Origin of the sequence: Spirosoma soli (assembly GCF_042684525.1) — a bacterium.
Taxonomy (GTDB): domain Bacteria; phylum Bacteroidota; class Bacteroidia; order Cytophagales; family Spirosomataceae; genus Spirosoma; species Spirosoma soli.
The window spans coordinates 105856-122243 of sequence record NZ_JBHULN010000012.1 but is presented as its reverse complement, the minus strand read 5'-3'; the positions used below and the strand labels follow the sequence as shown (position 1 = coordinate 122243).

12 protein-coding genes are annotated in these 16388 nt (G+C 51.7%); all 12 read left to right on the top strand.

From position 1 onward, the window contains the following. Positions 1–9 precede the first annotated feature (9 nt). The 12 genes from ACFSUS_RS18915 (at position 10) to ACFSUS_RS18860 (ending at position 16385) form a co-directional block, all read left to right on the top strand. Complete coding sequence (locus ACFSUS_RS18915) at positions 10–1080, top strand: aldose 1-epimerase family protein (RefSeq protein WP_381525299.1); 1071 nt, start codon at positions 10–12, stop codon at positions 1078–1080. Positions 1081–1146: 66 nt separating this feature from the next. After that, positions 1147–2370, top strand: coding sequence for a class I mannose-6-phosphate isomerase (locus ACFSUS_RS18910; RefSeq protein ID WP_381525298.1), 1224 nt, complete (start codon positions 1147–1149; stop codon positions 2368–2370). 54 nt (positions 2371–2424) lie between these two features. Beyond that, positions 2425–3489, top strand: a complete 1065-nt coding sequence (locus ACFSUS_RS18905; RefSeq protein WP_381525297.1) for a sugar phosphate isomerase/epimerase family protein — start codon at positions 2425–2427, stop codon at positions 3487–3489. Between the two features lie 40 nt (positions 3490–3529). Then, positions 3530–4717: a Gfo/Idh/MocA family protein gene (locus ACFSUS_RS18900; RefSeq protein ID WP_381525296.1), complete on the top strand. Its 1188-nt coding sequence runs from the start codon at positions 3530–3532 to the stop codon at positions 4715–4717. A 91-nt stretch (positions 4718–4808) separates the two neighbouring features. Continuing rightward, positions 4809–6311, top strand: coding sequence for a sugar ABC transporter ATP-binding protein (locus ACFSUS_RS18895; RefSeq protein WP_381525295.1), 1503 nt, complete (start codon positions 4809–4811; stop codon positions 6309–6311). Between the two features lie 23 nt (positions 6312–6334). Beyond that, positions 6335–7312 (top strand): ABC transporter permease, encoded by a 978-nt coding sequence (locus tag ACFSUS_RS18890; protein ID WP_381525294.1) that lies wholly within the window; start codon positions 6335–6337, stop codon positions 7310–7312. 21 nt (positions 7313–7333) lie between these two features. Next, the gene (locus ACFSUS_RS18885) at positions 7334–8281 is read left to right on the top strand and encodes a sugar ABC transporter substrate-binding protein (protein ID WP_381525293.1); all 948 of its coding nucleotides are present in this window, start codon (positions 7334–7336) and stop codon (positions 8279–8281) included. A gap of 301 nt (positions 8282–8582) precedes the next feature. Further along, positions 8583–9212: an RNA polymerase sigma-70 factor gene (locus tag ACFSUS_RS18880; protein WP_381525362.1), complete on the top strand. Its 630-nt coding sequence runs from the start codon at positions 8583–8585 to the stop codon at positions 9210–9212. A gap of 51 nt (positions 9213–9263) precedes the next feature. Continuing rightward, positions 9264–10268: a FecR family protein gene (locus ACFSUS_RS18875; RefSeq protein ID WP_381525292.1), complete on the top strand. Its 1005-nt coding sequence runs from the start codon at positions 9264–9266 to the stop codon at positions 10266–10268. 38 nt (positions 10269–10306) lie between these two features. Continuing rightward, positions 10307–13807: a SusC/RagA family TonB-linked outer membrane protein gene (locus ACFSUS_RS18870; protein ID WP_381525291.1), complete on the top strand. Its 3501-nt coding sequence runs from the start codon at positions 10307–10309 to the stop codon at positions 13805–13807. A gap of 20 nt (positions 13808–13827) precedes the next feature. Continuing rightward, a complete protein-coding gene (locus ACFSUS_RS18865; RefSeq protein ID WP_381525290.1) occupies positions 13828–15333 on the top strand; it encodes a RagB/SusD family nutrient uptake outer membrane protein in 1506 nt (501 codons plus the stop codon). Positions 15334–15479: 146 nt separating this feature from the next. Continuing rightward, positions 15480–16385, top strand: a complete 906-nt coding sequence (locus ACFSUS_RS18860; protein WP_381525289.1) for a ThuA domain-containing protein — start codon at positions 15480–15482, stop codon at positions 16383–16385. The last annotated feature ends 3 nt before the right edge of the window (positions 16386–16388 follow it).

Below are 16388 nucleotides of genomic sequence, written 5' to 3'. Positions count from 1 at the left end.
GAAAGAAATTTGGCACAATATCCCTGGAGTAATAAAGTATCGAACCCGGCGCAGGTGGGTGGCATTGAAACCGCCGTATTGGATAATGGTGCCGGACGTGGCGTTCGGGTGGCGTGGATAAACACCGGAACGGGTCTGCGCTATAAGGTGGTGCTTGATCGGGCGATGGACATTGCCGATGCATTTTATAACCAGCATAGCCTGGCCTGGCTGAGTCACTCGGGGATCACAGCACCGCAGCCGTTTACGGATCGGGGACTCGACTGGCTTCGGACCTTCAACGGGGGGCTGCTAATTACCTGCGGTCTTACGCACGTGGGCGGTCCTGAGCAGGATGCCTACGGCGAACGCGGGCTTCACGGGCAAATTAGCAACATCCCGGCCGAGATCGAGTCCATTATCCAGCCAGATCCGGCAATGGGTAAACTGAACATGAGCATCACCGGACGGATGCGTGAAACCAAGGTCTTTGGCCCAAGTCTGGAGTTGAAACGAACAATATCTGGAACGCTCGGACAGCCAATTATTCGGATTCACGACGAGGTAGTTAACCGGGCCAATACACCGGCTCCACACATGCTGCTGTATCATTTCAATTTCGGCTGGCCGTTGGTCGACGAAGGCACCAGAATCATCTGGCAGGGCGACTGGCAAGCCCGCGAAGGCGGTATCAACGGCGATATTTTTCGTGAAGGCTATGACTTTCGCACCTGTCCGGCTCCCTTAGACGAACATACTGGCACTGGTGAAGCCGTGGCGTTCATCGACGCTACGCCCGATGATACCGGGCAATGTTCAGCTGGACTATTCAATGAGAAGCTGGGCTTGGCGGTGGCATTGCGGTTTCAAAAAAGCCAGCTGCCGTGGCTAACAAACTGGCAGCATTGGGGCAAAGGCGAATACGTAACGGGCATTGAACCTGGTACGCACCCACCCATCGGGCAGGCAAAAGCCAGAGAAGAGCAATCGCTCATCTTGCTGGAGCCTGGTGGAAGCCGATCTTATGACGTAGAGATCGAAGTATTACAGAATCAGGCACAGATCAATCAATTCGTAAAACACAAAGCAGTTAATCTGTAAAGCGGGTTTCCACCGCAACGGCGGACCGTCCGCTTTACAAATGAACCCGATTAATCACCTTTATTCATGGAAACAACCTCAGCAGTAAGTGTATCGGAAAAAGCATTAGAACAAGGAAAAGGGATTCTACGGCTCGCGCCAACCTGGGTGCCCCGATCGTTTTGTGTGCCCGGCCGACGTATTAAATTGCACCCTGACGATTACTACGTGTTGGGCGGAGTCCGGGGCGGCATTGACGAACGCTGGCTATCCTCAACCACACCCGCCAAAAACGGTCCACTGACTGGCGAGAACGAGGGACTAAGTGCGGTTGTTTTTAACGACGGTAGCCAGGAAATTCAGTTTTTACTGAAAGACGCCGTTGATGAACTGCAAGGTGCGTTGATCGGTGAGCGGTTGTGGGATCAGTACCAAAGCTGGCCCATGTACTCCAAGTTCTTCGACAACATGGGGCCGTTGCCGCACCACGTGCACCACAACGACGAACAAGCTGCACTGACCGGACAGTTAGGTAAACCCGAGGCCTACTACTTTCCTCCGCAACTCAACAACCACGGCGGAGACTTCCCGTATACTTTCTTTGGTATTGCGCCCGGCACGACAAAAGAGCAAATACGCGAGTGCTTGACAAACTTTACTAAAGGCGATAACAAGATTACTAACTACTCGTCGGCGTATCGGCTTGAGCCGGGCACGGGTTGGGATGTTCCGCCGGGATTGCTCCATGCGCCGGGCAGTATGTGTACCTACGAGCCGCAGAAAGCATCCGATATTTTTGCCATGTACCAGTCGCTGGTGAACGAGGCCATTGTCCCCGAAGAACTGCTCTGGAACGGCACACCCAAAGACCGCATCGGCGACTATGACCTGCTGATGGATGCCATTGACTGGGAATTGAACACTGACCCCAACCTGATGGCAAACCGGTACATGGTGCCGAAGCCGGTGAAAGACCTGGCCGAAATGGAAGCTGAAGGGTACGTTGAAAACTGGGTTTGTTACAAGTCCGACGCTTTCAGTGCCAAGGAACTGACCATTCTGCCCGGCAAGACCGTCACCATTAAAGACAGTGCTGCCTACGGCCTGATTGTCATGCAGGGGCATGGTAAAATGGGCGTCTGGGATATTGAAACGCCCGCCCTGATCCGCTACGGTCAGCTAACCAACGACGAATTCTTCGTGAGTGAGCAGGCGGCTATGGAGGGAGTGACCATTACTAACCCGTCGACTACCGACCCGATCGTGATGCTGAAGCACTTCGGTCCGGGCAATCCTGATTTGACTTTATAGAAGTTTATGCCGAACCGCCCGGCATAAACTACAAACCTTAAAACCATACCCCTCATGAACAACAACAATTTCCCCAAACTTCACAACGCTACCTGGCCGGGGCTCGTCGGCAAAGGCGACAATTCGGAGCCGCCTATCTCGTTTGATGACATGCTGAACATGACCGTTGCCGCTGAGGTAGACGGCGTAAAATTCGACGGTATTGATCTGGGTCTGATGCCCCCGCACTTCGACGTCGACACCATGACGAGTGACGACATCAAACGGCTGGCAGACAAGGTTTCTTCCAAAAACCTGAACATTGGCAGTTTGGTAGCTCCCGTCTGGGGCGGCCCCATTTTGGGCACAAAAGAAGACCGGGCTACGTATGTAGAAATGGTTCGTAAAGCCTGCGAAATAGGCCAGAAACTTCGCGAACTCGGTGTTCGGCCGTATGGCGTGGTTCGTATCGATTCGGCCAGCTCCCCGCAGCAATGGGAGAAAGACACGGTAGGCAGTTCCAAACTGATTGTAGAGACCTTCCAGCAAGCCTGCGACGTAGCCGCCGACTACGGCGAACGCTTAGCCGCCGAGGGAGAAATCTGCTGGGCGGGTATGCAAAGCTGGCGGGTAATGGTGCAAACGCTGGAGGCCGTAAATCGACCGAATATCGGCTTCCAGGCGGATATGGCGCATACGCTGCTGTATCTGATGGGCTACAACCACCCGGAAGATCGCATTTTGCCCGAAAACTTTGACTGGAGTGACCGCGCTACCTTCACCGAAGCCCTCAAAACCCTGACGCGCGCGCTGCGTCCGTGGACCATCGACTTCCACGTGGCCCAGAACGACGGTACCGTATTCGGGTCCGGTTCGCACGATAAAACCGGGCGGCACTGTCAGGCCACGGACCCGAATGGCAAGCTCGATATTGTGACGGATGCGGGTCTCTGGCTGCGGGACGAGAACGGTGAGCTGACGAAAGCGTTCCAGCACATTTGCTGGGATGGCTGTATGTTTCCGAATGCGGTGATGACGAACCAGCAAACCTGGAACGACATTCTGGCTACCATGATTCAGGTGCGTCAGCGCCACGGCTGGCTTGAACCGGAGCAAGTGGCCGTGGGTAGTTTGCAGTAAGCCTACCCATTGAACTCACCATATCCCTTTTATCACAGACATGGCAACTAAAAAAGAGTTAAGAATAGGCTTAATCGGCACCGGCTTAATGGGCCGGACGCATTCTAATGGGTATAACCAGGTCAGCCACTTTTTTCCGGAACTAGGCCACACGCCGGTGTTGAAGGCCGTTTGTTCACGTAATCAGGAAAACGTACAAAAATTTGCTGAACAGTGGGGCTATGAGTCCACCGAAACGGATTGGAGAGCCATTGTCGCGCGCGATGATATTGACGCCATTGATATTTGCACGCCCAACGATACACACGCTGAGATTGCCATTGCGGCTGCGGAAGCCGGAAAAATGATCCTGTGCGAAAAGCCACTCGCCCGGACGCTGGCTGAGGCTCAGCGCATGGTCGACGCGGTTGAAAAAGCGGGGGTTCAGAACACGGTTTGGTACAATTACCGTCGTGTTCCTGCCGTTACGTTAGCTAAGCAGATTGTCGATTCGGGCAAACTCGGCAAAATCTTTCATTATCGTGCCAACTTCCTGCAAGACTGGACCATCAGCGCCGATGTGCCTCAGGGAGGTACGGGAACGTGGCGAATGGATGTCGAAGCCGCTGGCTCCGGCGTAACCGGCGACCTGCTCGCTCACTGCATCGATACGGCCATGTGGTTGAACGGCAGCATTACCGATGTGTCGGCCCTGACGGAAACCTTCGTCAAGCAACGTATGCACCAGCTAACGGGTAAAGTTCAGCCGGTCGGTATCGACGACGCCTGTCTGTTCCATTGCCGCTTCGGAAATGGCTCGCTGGGTCTCTTTGAGGCCACCCGTTACGCCCGCGGGCACAAGGCGTTATACACCCTTGAAATCAACGGCGAACATGCTTCCATTCGTTGGGACCTCCACGATATGAACCGCCTGGAGTATTTCGATCACGACGATGAGTCAATCGTTCGGGGGTGGCGTTCGATTTTGGTGACCGACAGCGACCAGCCTTACATGAAGCGTTGGTGGATACCGGGAACCAGCATCGGCTATGAACACACGTTTACGCACCAGGTCGCTGATTTTCTTAAAAGTCTGGATACGGGTGAGCCCTGTGCTCCCACCTTTCAGGATGCACTGGAGACGCAGAAAGTGTGCGAAGCCGTCCTGGAATCGGCTACGTCCAGAAGCTGGAAAGAGACCGGTGTTGCAGTGAACATTGGTGAGGTGACTCAAAGTGCTTTAAGCTAGTAAAATGAAGCTGTCTTAGTGAGAATACCGCCGGTCGGATAATGCCCGAACCGGCGGTACTACAACTGCCCTCTGCCTGTATCCCCAATTTATGACTTCTCCGCAAGACTGTATCCTTACCGTGCGTGGACTGACGAAAACGTTTTCGGGCGTTAAAGCGCTGGATAGCGTACAACTGAACGTACGAAAAGGGGAGGTACATGCGCTGATGGGCGAAAATGGAGCCGGAAAATCCACGTTGATGAAGATCCTGATCGGTCTGCTGACCCCGGATTCGGGTGAGATCATCTTCGAAGGTAATGAGCTGCGAAATGGTAGCGTCAATGATGCGCTGAAGAAAGGTATCTCCATGATCCATCAGGAGATCCTGGCGGTTCCTCAACTCACCGTAGCCCAAAACATCTTTTTAGGGCGAGAGACGAAGGGAGGGCTGTTTGGCTGGTTAGATGACCGAAACCTGAACCAGCGAGCGGGGCAACTTCTCGGCCAGATGGGCGTTAGCATCCGGCCAGATACCCGGATGAAGTACCTCAGCGTGGCTGAAATGCAGATGGTTGAGATTGCCAAAGCGATCTCGAACGACGCCAGGGTAATTATCATGGATGAGCCCACCTCGGCGCTCTCCGAAAAAGAAGTAGCAACCCTGTTTGATATCATCCGTGATTTAAAGGCCAAAGGCGTAGCCATCATTTATATCTCGCACAAAATGGACGAGATATTCACCATCGCCGATACCATTACGGTGCTTCGCGACGGTAAATACATTGACACCAAACCCGCTGCTGAACTTGACATTGATACGCTGATTACCCTGATGGTAGGCCGGGAAATCGACAGCTTGTTTCCGGAAACAACCATCCGCAAAGGCAAAGAAGTCTTGTCGGTGAGGGCGCTAAGTCAGCCGGGTAAATTTGCAGACATTAATTTCTCGGTTCACCAAGGCGAGGTGTTGGGAATCGCGGGGCTGATGGGGGCTGGTCGAACCGAGATTGCCCGCGCCATTTTCGGTTTGGATGAGCTGGCGAGTGGCGACATTTTTATCAAGGGTGAAAAGGTGGTGATCAGCTCACCCCAGGACGCTATTCGCCATGGCATCGGCTACGTCAGCGAAGACCGTAAAGGGTTAGGGTTCATTCCCCGGCTGTCGGTAACGCAAAATATTACGTTAGCCAGTTTGGCAAATCACGCTACCCGCGGGTTTGTTGACCAAAAAAGTGAGGTCGTTGCCGCTACTAAAATGGTGGATGACTTACGCATAAAAACGGCTGGTCTTAATCAATCCGTCATGTATCTGAGTGGCGGAAACCAGCAAAAAGTGGTTATCGGTAAAGTGCTGCTGGCGTCGCCCGATCTCGTCATTCTGGACGAACCAACGAGGGGGATCGATATTGGTGCGAAAGCGGAGATTTATAAGCTGATCAACCAATTGAAAGCCAACGGAATCGCCATTATCATGATCTCGTCCGAACTGCCCGAAATACTGGGACTGAGTGACCGGATTCTGGTACTGTCAAAAGGGAAACAGACGGCTGAGCTTTCTAAAGATGAAGCCACCCAAGAACAAATCATGGCTTATGCCATGCAACACGCCTAGTTTCTGGCTGACGAATCAAACCTATGAAAAACGCGATAGATACGTATTTTAAGCCGGTCAAAGATTCTTATAGTACCCGAGTTCGGCGTGTTGGTAAGGCTGGCATCTTCGTGGCGTTTATCCTTATCTGCGTCGCGCTGTCGTTGATTACGCCGAGGTTTCTGACCGTCTCGAACCTAACAATTATTGTCACTCAGGTGTCCATCAATGCGTTGCTGGCGTTTGGCGTTACGTTTGTCATCATCACCGGCGGTATTGACCTCTCCCTAGGGTCGATGGTGGCTGTTACGGGCGTCGTTGCCGCTCTATTTGCCCACCCGGATACGTATCCGGTGATTGTGCCGGTTTTGATAGGTCTGTTGAGCGGTTTACTGTTTGGAGCCTTCAACGGCTTCGTCATTACCCGGAGTAAGGTGCCACCATTTATCGTTACGTTGGGCACCATGACGATTGGTCGGGGGCTAGCACTGATTCTGAGCAAAGGGCGACCCATATCGAATCTATCCGATTCTTTCAATTTCATCGGTGGCGGTCAATTGCAGGGTATCCCCATGCCCATCATTATCCTGATTGTTGCGTTTGTTGCCTGTTCGGTAGTACTCCGCAAAACGGTTTTAGGCCGCTACATGTACGCCGTTGGTGGGAATGAACAAGCCGCTAAAGCATCGGGAATTAATCTGAGTAAAGTGAAGCTAACCGTCTACACCATGAGCGGAGGGCTGGCGGCCCTGGCCGGGATCGTCCTGACGTCCCGCATCACTACTGGTCAGCCAAATGCCGGAGCGGGTTTCGAACTGGACGCCATTGCCGCGGCCATCATTGGCGGAACCAGTACATCCGGTGGCACGGGAACAATAACCGGTACCCTGATTGGGGCTTTGCTCATTGGGGTAATCAGCAATGGTTTGGATCTGCTCAACGTAACGTCGTATTACCAGCAAGTTGTGATGGGCATCATTATCATCGGCGCCGTCGTGCTCGATAGTATGAATCAAAAGTAGCCCGCCCAGACTACCATAAAAATGAAAACGATCTACCTGTCTATTAGTCTTTTAGCTTCTACCCTCCTTAGCGGCTGCAACCAATCTACCTCCAACGAAAGCACTCAGGGCGATGCTGGTAAAAAGCTGGTTGTTGGGGTCAGTATGCTCAGTATGCAAAATGAATTCATTGTCAACGTGAACGATGAACTTGCTAAAAAGGCCGAAGAGGCTGGTGTTGAGTTAATTACCGTTGATGCCGAGCGGTCGGCGTTGAAGCAGGTCGAGCAGGTCGAAAGCTTTATTGCCCAGCAGGTCGACGCCATTATTATGAACCCCTGCGAAGTAGAAGCCAGTTCGCCTGCCGTAACAAAGGCGTTGGCCGCCAAGATTCCGATTGTCAACGTAAACTCCGAGACCAGCACAAAACCATCAGCCTTTGTGGGGTCCGACGATGTAGAGTCTGGCCGGATCGCTATGAAATTTATCGCTGACAAGCTGGGTGGTAAGGGTAACGTAGTGATGATGCACGGTTATATGGGGCAGGCCGCTCAGATCAAACGGGAGCAGGGAGCACGGGAGGTGCTGAAACAGTACCCGAACATAAAGCTGATTGCGCATCAAACGGCCGAATGGGATCGGGCGAAAGCCATGGATCTGATGGAAAACTGGATTCAGTCCTACGGCTCGGGCATAAACGCCGTGTTCGCCCATAACGACGAAATGGGACTAGGAGCCGTAAAAGCCCTCACCGATGCTGGCTTAAAGAACAAAGTGCTCGTTGTGAGTATCGACGCCATTCCCGATGCCCTGCAAGCCGTCAAGAAAGGAACCTTAGACGCTACCGTTTTTCAAAACGCCGAGCAGCAAGGGGCAAAAGCGATTGAAACAGCCGTGAAAATCGCCAAGGGACAACCCTACGAAAAAGAGACGCTGATTCCGTTTCAACTGGTTACGAAAGACAATGTAACCAAGTTCATCAAGCAGTGATAAGAGTAAGTATTTTTCTGGATTATTGGCAAGGTTAGTAGGGCAGTTTATGCATTACGCCTTTCCTTATTGTGTCACGTTGACGAGATAGGCGACACTTTAGAGGCTATCAAGGCAAAGCGCAGTTACTTATTGACTTTATCTTAGAAATTTTTCGATTCAACTAAGGGGATTTAGTAAAAAAGTTGTCTCTATTAATAAAGGATTAAAATTTTTAGGAATGCATTCCTTACTGGCTTAGACTATGGAAGCACGTCAACTGATCGATTTCAAAGGCCAGAAATCGCTGGCAAATGCCGATATGTTGGTCTCAGTTAGTCAGCCTGCCGAGCCAGAGGAGAGTACTTTTACTAATGATAAAGAGCTATTTATTCGGTTAGCGTTCGACGAGAGTCCGCAGAAGGGTTGTGAGCTTCTTTTCCGGCGCTATCATGGGGCTTTGTGTAGCCATGCGATCCGGTATGTGTACTCGAAAGAAACGGCCGAGGACTTAGTCAGTGATGTGTTTTGCAAGTTCTGGAAGACAAAAGCCTATGAAAACGTTACGTCGTCGTACCGCTATTATCTGTTCCGAAGCGTTCGTAACGAAGCCTACAATTATCTACGGCTCGAATTTCAGGCATTAGAAGACATCGAAAACGCGGCTGTTGAAGAAACAGCGGTTAGCCAACGCCCTGATCAGATTGTTCAATACGAGGAGATCCTCCACCGGGTCGAAGATCTGGTCGAACTGTTGCCCCCTCAGTGTCGGAAGGTGTTCCTGCTCAGTCGGTTTGAAGGCAAAAAATACCAGGAAATTGCGGTTGAATTAAACCTATCCATAAAAACGGTTGAGGTTCACATCGTTAAGGCGCTAAATCTCGTCCGCAAAGGCCTGAAAAATCACTGGCTTTCGGCCATCGCGGCCATCTGGTACGTTCTTCCTCACTAATCTGCTTCTGTGAGAAAATAAATGCTCATCACAAACCGTACTGCACAGAAAATGGAATCAGAAGTTAACAAGAACCTGGTATTCGCCTACTTCGCTCGAAAGACGTCTCCGCTACAGCGGGCGTTAATTGAGCAGTGGGTACAACAGAAACCAAACGAGGAGCTGTACTACGAATGGCTGGAAGAATGGGAAAATAAACATCCGCAATACGTGGCCCAAAGCGAGTCCGCTTACCGTAAGTATTCCGCTTATCTTCACGAAAATCCGAATCAGGATGGACAGGCCAACGCCCCTCAGTTACGTGTAGATCGAAACCATTGGGTAGTCAGACAGTGGTTTGTGGCAGCTTCTATTCTGTTAGTGCTGGGTGGGTTAAGCGCTGCTTTGTTTCGTAATGTTATTTTCTATAGAACCTACGAAACCGCATTTGGCGAATCGCGTACACTGCAACTGCCAGATAAAAGCACTGTTATATTAAATGCTAACTCAAAGCTGCGCATACCGCGTTGGGGCTTCGGAAAGCAATCCCGCGAAGTCATACTTACCGGCGAAGCTAGTTTTTCGGTTACGCATATGCCAGGCAATCAGCGGTTCGTTGTGAAGACCAGAAAAAATTTTGATGTTGTTGTGCTGGGCACGGAGTTCACGGTTTCGGCCCGCAACCGGGGCGCTAGAGTGGCGCTGAACAGGGGTAAAGTTGAACTTCATTATCAGGAAGGAAACAGGGCGAGACAACTGACCATGAAACCCGGCCAACTGGCCACGCTTGACCGGGCAAATCACGTTGCGCTGAACGCAATCAAACACGCACCTGTGCAGCCCGCCGAAGCCGGAAAACGATTTGTGTTTGACGAAACGCCACTTCAGGAGGTGGCCTATATGCTGGAAGATAACTATGGCCTGCAGGTCGAGATTAAAGACCAGAAACTGGCCGAACGAGTGCTGATGGGGTCGCTGCGAGCCGAAAATGTTGATCAACTTTTGCAGTCAATATCCGAACTGCTCGACATCGACGTCGTTCGACAGGGAAATCGAGTCCAATTGAAGAGCCATTAACCAATCTAATCAACGCTAATCTAATCCCGTTCCTTCCTATGAAAAACGTCTTACGCAGAGCCCCTAATTTGGGGCTTCCGGCAGCGCTATTGCTTTTAGGTTTGCAAACAAGCTGGTCTCAACCCATTATTCTGGCCAAAAATGTACAGCAGAGCATTGGTCAAACGTATAAAGGTAACGTTCGGCAGCTCAAAGATGTGCTCAACGAGTTGAACAGTCGGTACGGGGTTAATATTTTGTTTGAGTTGCAGACGGTCGAAGGGCTTTCGGTGCCAATGGAGAGCATTAGTTCTAAAGCCACCCTCGAAAAAAACCTCGATAAGGTGTTAAGTCCGCTGGGTCTCAGGTACAAAAAAATCAACACCAGTTCGTATCTGGTTATCAACGATAAAAAGGCCCGCAAAGTAGTAAACGCCGACCCTAAACTGGTTGAGCCCGAGGGGTTGCCGCAAGCTGATGGGCAGCTTAGTCTGGCCGAGAAAGTTCCGGATGTCGTTAAGACAGCTGCTGCTGAGGTAGTAGAACGAACCATATCGGGTACCGTGAAAGGTGACGTCGACGAGGCTATGCCCGGTGTTAGCGTGGTTGTCAAAGGAACAACGCGCGGAACAACGACCGATGTTAACGGTGCGTATCGCCTGACAGTACCCGACGAAACCAGTACAGCGCCCATCACGCTGGTATTTTCATTTGTTGGTTATCTGAACCAGGAGATCGCTATCGGTAATCGCACCACTGTGGATGTAAAGCTTGCGCCCGACCAAAAAACGCTGAATGAAGTGGTCGTGGTCGGGTACGGCGTAACAAAGAAGTCAGACCTAACGGGTTCTGTCGGCACTATCAAAGCCGAAGCCTTGCAGGAGCGTCCGGCGGCATCCCTCAACCAGGGGCTGGCAGGCCGCATTACGGGGGTTAACGTATCGGTCAATTCGGGTCGGCCGGGTGGGCGATCAAACATCCGTATTCGGGGAAATACGTCGGTGAGCGTGGCCAATAATCCGCTTTATGTCATCGATGGCGTTATCTTGAATGCTACAGGACTGACGAATGGCAGTACCCCCATTGACTATATCAACCCGAACGACATCGCCAGTGTCGAAGTGCTGAAAGATGCCTCAGCAACGGCCATTTACGGCGCTCGGGGTGCCAACGGTGTTATTCTGGTCACCACAAAACGGGGCAGCACCAACGGCGGACGAATTACGTATGACACCGATTTGAGCGTGGGTGTTTTGCCCCGCAAAATCCCGCTCCTGAACTCGAAGGAGTTTTTGATGGTGGAGGACATTGCTTATCAGAACGCCCAGAAATACGATCCCGTTGGCTGGGCCGGTGGCAAATATAAAGACCCCAAAACCAAACGGACCAACCCGTTGCTGTTCGACGCCAGCGGTAACCCGTTGTATGATACCGACTGGCAGGACGAAGCGTTTCAAAAAGCGTTCACGCAGAACCATCAGCTATCCTTCTCGGGCGGCAACGCTAAAGACAGTTACGGTGTTTACCTGGGTTACCGTAACGAAAACGGTCTGGTTAAAGAATCATTTTTAAAGCGGTACGCCGGCCGTTTCGTTTTCGACAGCCAGATCAAGAACTGGATCAAGGTTGGCGGTACGTTGAGCTATAATGATCAGAAAGAAAACCAGATTGATCCATTAGGAGCCGGTGGTATTATTGCCATGCGCCAGGTGCTGGAAGCCTTACCGATCATTCCCGTAAAGTATCCGGATGGGCGCTGGGGCGGTAATGAAGATTACCCCGGTATGGAAGGGGGCGGTAACCCGATCAACATCCTGAAGGAGCGGTTCTTCTACGTAAAAACCCAAACCATGCTGGGTAACGTCTATGCCAACATCAATCTGACCAAAGACCTGGAACTACGCACTACGCTCGGAACAAACGTAATTAACCAGGAGATTGACGAATATGCCGGCCGGACGCTGAATTACATCTCCCGCAATCAGAATGGTACGGCCAGCATCACCAATGAGCGGCACAACTCCTGGCAGTTCGAAAACTACCTGACCTACAACAAACGGTGGGCGCAGAATCACTCGGTTACCGGGCTGTTAGGACTGGCCTGGCAGCACGTCGATCGGTTTACAAGTCGGGCCGCTACGCAGAACTTCCAGGACGATTATTTTCAATTTAATAACCTGGGAGCGGGTTCGGTGCCCCAAGCGCCCAGCTCGTCGGCGGTGGCGTATGGCCTGAACTCCTACTTCGGCCGGGTAAATTACGGTCTGAAAGATAAGTACTTGTTGACCCTCACCGGCCGCGTTGACGGGTCCTCTAAATTCGGCTCATCGAATCGATACGCTTTTTTTCCATCGGCTGCCCTGGCCTGGCGCGTCGTCGAGGAGGATTTCATGAAGAACGTACCGGCCATATCGAATCTGAAACTCCGTACTAGCTATGGCGTGACGGGTAACTCCGAAATCACCGCCTATCAGGCGCTGGCCGGTATGGCCAATTATTCGGTCATTTTCGGCGGGTCTCGCGCTATCGGTGTGGGAACGGGACGGCTGGCTAACCCCGATCTGCGCTGGGAGAAAACCCACCAGGTCGATGTGGGCCTTGAGTTGGGACTGTTCCAGAACCGACTGTCCCTGGAAGTAGATCTGTACAATAAGCTGACAACCGATATGCTCCTGAGCGCCCCGGTTCCGTACAGTAGCGGCTACGAAACGGTGTCTAAAAACGTGGGCAGTATGCGAAATCAAGGTATTGAAATAGGGGTGAACACTGTCAACGTAAACACGGGTGGGTTCTCCTGGAACACGACCTTTAACATCTCTGCCAACAAAAACAAAGTGATTGCGCTAACGGGTGGCTCCGACATTTTCGTAGGCTACACGGTGGTTCGGGAAGGCGAGCCCGTCGGCTCGTTCTTTGGCTTTGTTCACGAAGGAACCTGGAGCACGGCCGAAGAATCGCAGGCGGCCAAGTACCTGAAACGGCCGGGGGATGTTAAATACAAAGATGTGAACCAGGACGGTGTCATCAACGACAAAGACCGGGTTATTATCGGTAAAGGCATTCCGGATGGATTCGGTACGTTGCTGAACAGCTTCAAATACAAAAACTTCGACCTCACGGTTGATCTGCAATTTATGTACGGCAACGATGTCCTGTTCCGTAGCGAACACTCCGCCGAAGATCGCCAGGGCATCGCCAACAGTTTTAAAACGGTGCTGAACGCCTGGACGCCCGAAAATCAGAACACGCCGATTGCCCAGTTCCGACCCGTATCGGCTGGGTACAATACCAATGAAGACACGCACCGGGTGAAAGACGGCTCGTTCGTTCGTGGCAGAAACCTGCTTTTGGCCTACAACTTTCCGGGAAACATCACGCAGAAGCTACGGCTGAACCGACTGCGGGTTTACGGCTCGGTTCAGAACTTCTTCCTGAGCACAAAATACCAGGGCTACGATCCCGAAGTATCAACCAGCGGCAGCGCCTTCGACCAGGGAGTGGCATTGTATGATTACCCCAAGCCTCGGGTATTTATGGTCGGTCTGAACATTGGTCTTTAACCCATCAAAAAACTGGTCTCATGAAAACAAAGATAAAAATTACCAGCCAGTGGCTACTCCTCACCGCTTTAGTCTTCAATGGATCGGCTTGCTCTGATTTCCTGGAAGAATCTGACAAATCGAACTTTACCGTTGACAATTATTTCACGAAGCCCGAGCACGCAACGAGTGCAGTCAACTCCATTTACGAAAACCTGAAAACCACGACCGGGGGCGGCTTTGGTGGTGCTCCCTGGATGATGCTGGAGTTTGCCACAGGCTTAGCAAATACGGAATTAGGGCAGGCGCAGAACAGTATTTTCGTCCGAAACCTGGTCAATACGTCCGACAACGAGTATAGCCGTGTGTACTGGGTAGCGAGTTATAAAGGCATCGGCAATGCGAACCTGGCTATTGCTAAGATTCCTGCCATACCGATGGATGCCGTGGCGAAAAAGAAAGCGTTAGGCGAAGCTTATTTCTTACGGGCTTATTACTATTTCAACCTGGTCCGGATATTCGGAAAAGTGCCGTTGATTACGGAGCCCGTTGAACTGGCCTCGACTACGTTGTATCCTGACCAGGTTGGCGAAGAGGTCATTTATAAACAGATTGTGGATGACCTGACCGTGGCCGAAGCCGCCGGACTTCCCTTTCTGGACGCGTCGGGCCGGGTGTCTACCGGCGCGGTGAAGTCATTGCTGGCCAGCGTGTATCTGACCATGGCCGGGTATCCGCTGCAAAAAGGAGCTGAGTATTATAAAAAGGCGGCTGATAAGGCAAACGAGGTTATCACGGCCGGGCAGTTTAGCCTGTTTCCATCCTACAATGATCTGCATGATCCGACTAAGAAGAACGTAGGCGAAAACATCTTCATGGTGCAGTTTGCGGCCACCATTCAACCGTCGGGCTGGCAGACGTCCATTATACCTTACAACCAGGGTATTTCGGCCTACTCCGACGAAACCGGGGCTATTTTCGTCAACAAAGAGTTTGTGGAGTCGTATGAGAAGGGCGATTTACGCGCGCAGGAAAAACAGTTCTACTACCGGACGTATACCCTGAGTAGCGATCGGAACACGACGGTTGACTTGGGGGGATACTATATTTTCAAGCATTTTGACACGCAGGCGCACCTGACAACGTCGGCCAGTGACCTGAACTGGCCGTTGATGCGCTACGCTGAGGTGCTGTTGACGTATGCAGAAGCGGCTAACGAAGTGGCGGGACCAACGGCGGATGCGTATGAAGCCGTCAACAAGATCAGACGTCGGGCCAAACTACCTGACTTGACTGCCTTAACCAAAGAGCAGTTGAGAGAGGCTGTCTGGAAAGAGCGGTGGTATGAGTTAAGTTTTGAGAACAAAACCTGGTTCGATATGGCGCGGCTCCGCAAGGCATTCAACGTAACGACAAAAGCATTCGACGAGTTTGTCGGTCACAAGTTCTCGTACGGACCTGTCCTGAAAGAACGTGAGTTGTTGTTCCCAATCCCAACCGCTGAAATCCGAAATAATAGCAAATTGCAACAGAATAAGGGATATTGATTATCGTTGTCGAGCTACAGCGCCCCGGCCAGGCTACTTAGATCCAGGAGTACGATAACCAACGTCATTACGCCTGATTCTGAGTAAAATCGAGGGAAAACTTACTTACATTAGAAGATTGATCTGCCATTATCGAACTACTCTTCATGAAAACCCAACGCCGAGCTTTTCTACAACAAACGGCCAACCTGCTGGCACTAGCTGCTTTACCCGGCTTTACCGAAACTCTGGCCAGTGCTCCAACGTCTTCTAAAGCGAAAGCGGATAAGCCCTACGTCGTGTTTGTCACCGGTGATCATGAGTACAGTGGCGAAGAAACCATGCCGCTCATTGCCGCCGAACTGGAAAAGAATTATGGCATGCGAACGACGGTCCTGAAATCGGTACCGGACTATAACGGTGAAAAAGATATTCCTGGCCTGGAAGTCTTAAAGGAAGCTGATTTGGCGGTGTTCTTTCTGCGCTGGCGACTGTTGCCGCAGGAGCAGCTCAAGTACATTGACGACTATCTGAAATCGGGCAAGCCGGTGATGGGGTTCCGGACCACGACCCACGCCTTTAATTATCCCGACGGCGACGAGCGCAAGCGGTGGAATGCCTTCGGGGAGTTTGCCTTAGGCGCTCCTCCAGGCTGGGGCGGTGCCGCCAAGCACACGCACTACGGTCACAAAAGCACCACCGACGTAACAATCATTCCGGAAGCCGCCAAAAATCCAATCCTGACAGGAGTGGCCTCCAGCTTTCACGTAGCATCGTGGCTATATCGGGTGCTGCCCGATTATCCGGCCAAAGGATCAACCCCGCTATTGATGGGTAAATCCGTTAATCCCGACAAAGAAGCCATTGACAACCCCGTTGCCTGGACCTGGAAAAACCAGTGGGGCGGCAAAGCCTTCATGACAACCCTGGGCCATCCCGAAGATTTTCAGGTAGAAGCCTTTCAGCGCCTGGTTATCAATGCCATCCATTGGGAGCTTGGGCAGCCGGTGCCTAAGAAGTGGAAAGGGAAAATAGACATTAACGTGCCTTATGGGCATCCCAAAAAATCCTGAGCT

Excerpts from the sequence above, each read along its gene's own strand:
- ACFSUS_RS18865 (WP_381525290.1), top strand. The coding sequence starts at position 13,828 with ATGAAAACAAAGATAAAAATTACCAGCCAGTGGCTACTCCTCACCGCT.
- ACFSUS_RS18900 (WP_381525296.1), top strand. The coding sequence starts at position 3,530 with ATGGCAACTAAAAAAGAGTTAAGAATAGGCTTAATCGGCACCGGCTTA.
- ACFSUS_RS18885 (WP_381525293.1), top strand. The coding sequence starts at position 7,334 with ATGAAAACGATCTACCTGTCTATTAGTCTTTTAGCTTCTACCCTCCTT.
- ACFSUS_RS18860 (WP_381525289.1), top strand. The coding sequence starts at position 15,480 with ATGAAAACCCAACGCCGAGCTTTTCTACAACAAACGGCCAACCTGCTG.
- ACFSUS_RS18870 (WP_381525291.1), top strand. The coding sequence starts at position 10,307 with ATGAAAAACGTCTTACGCAGAGCCCCTAATTTGGGGCTTCCGGCAGCG.
- ACFSUS_RS18910 (WP_381525298.1), top strand. The coding sequence starts at position 1,147 with ATGGAAACAACCTCAGCAGTAAGTGTATCGGAAAAAGCATTAGAACAA.
- ACFSUS_RS18895 (WP_381525295.1), top strand. The coding sequence starts at position 4,809 with ATGACTTCTCCGCAAGACTGTATCCTTACCGTGCGTGGACTGACGAAA.
- ACFSUS_RS18875 (WP_381525292.1), top strand. The coding sequence starts at position 9,264 with ATGGAATCAGAAGTTAACAAGAACCTGGTATTCGCCTACTTCGCTCGA.
- ACFSUS_RS18890 (WP_381525294.1), top strand. The coding sequence starts at position 6,335 with ATGAAAAACGCGATAGATACGTATTTTAAGCCGGTCAAAGATTCTTAT.
- ACFSUS_RS18880 (WP_381525362.1), top strand. The coding sequence starts at position 8,583 with ATGTTGGTCTCAGTTAGTCAGCCTGCCGAGCCAGAGGAGAGTACTTTT.
- ACFSUS_RS18905 (WP_381525297.1), top strand. The coding sequence starts at position 2,425 with ATGAACAACAACAATTTCCCCAAACTTCACAACGCTACCTGGCCGGGG.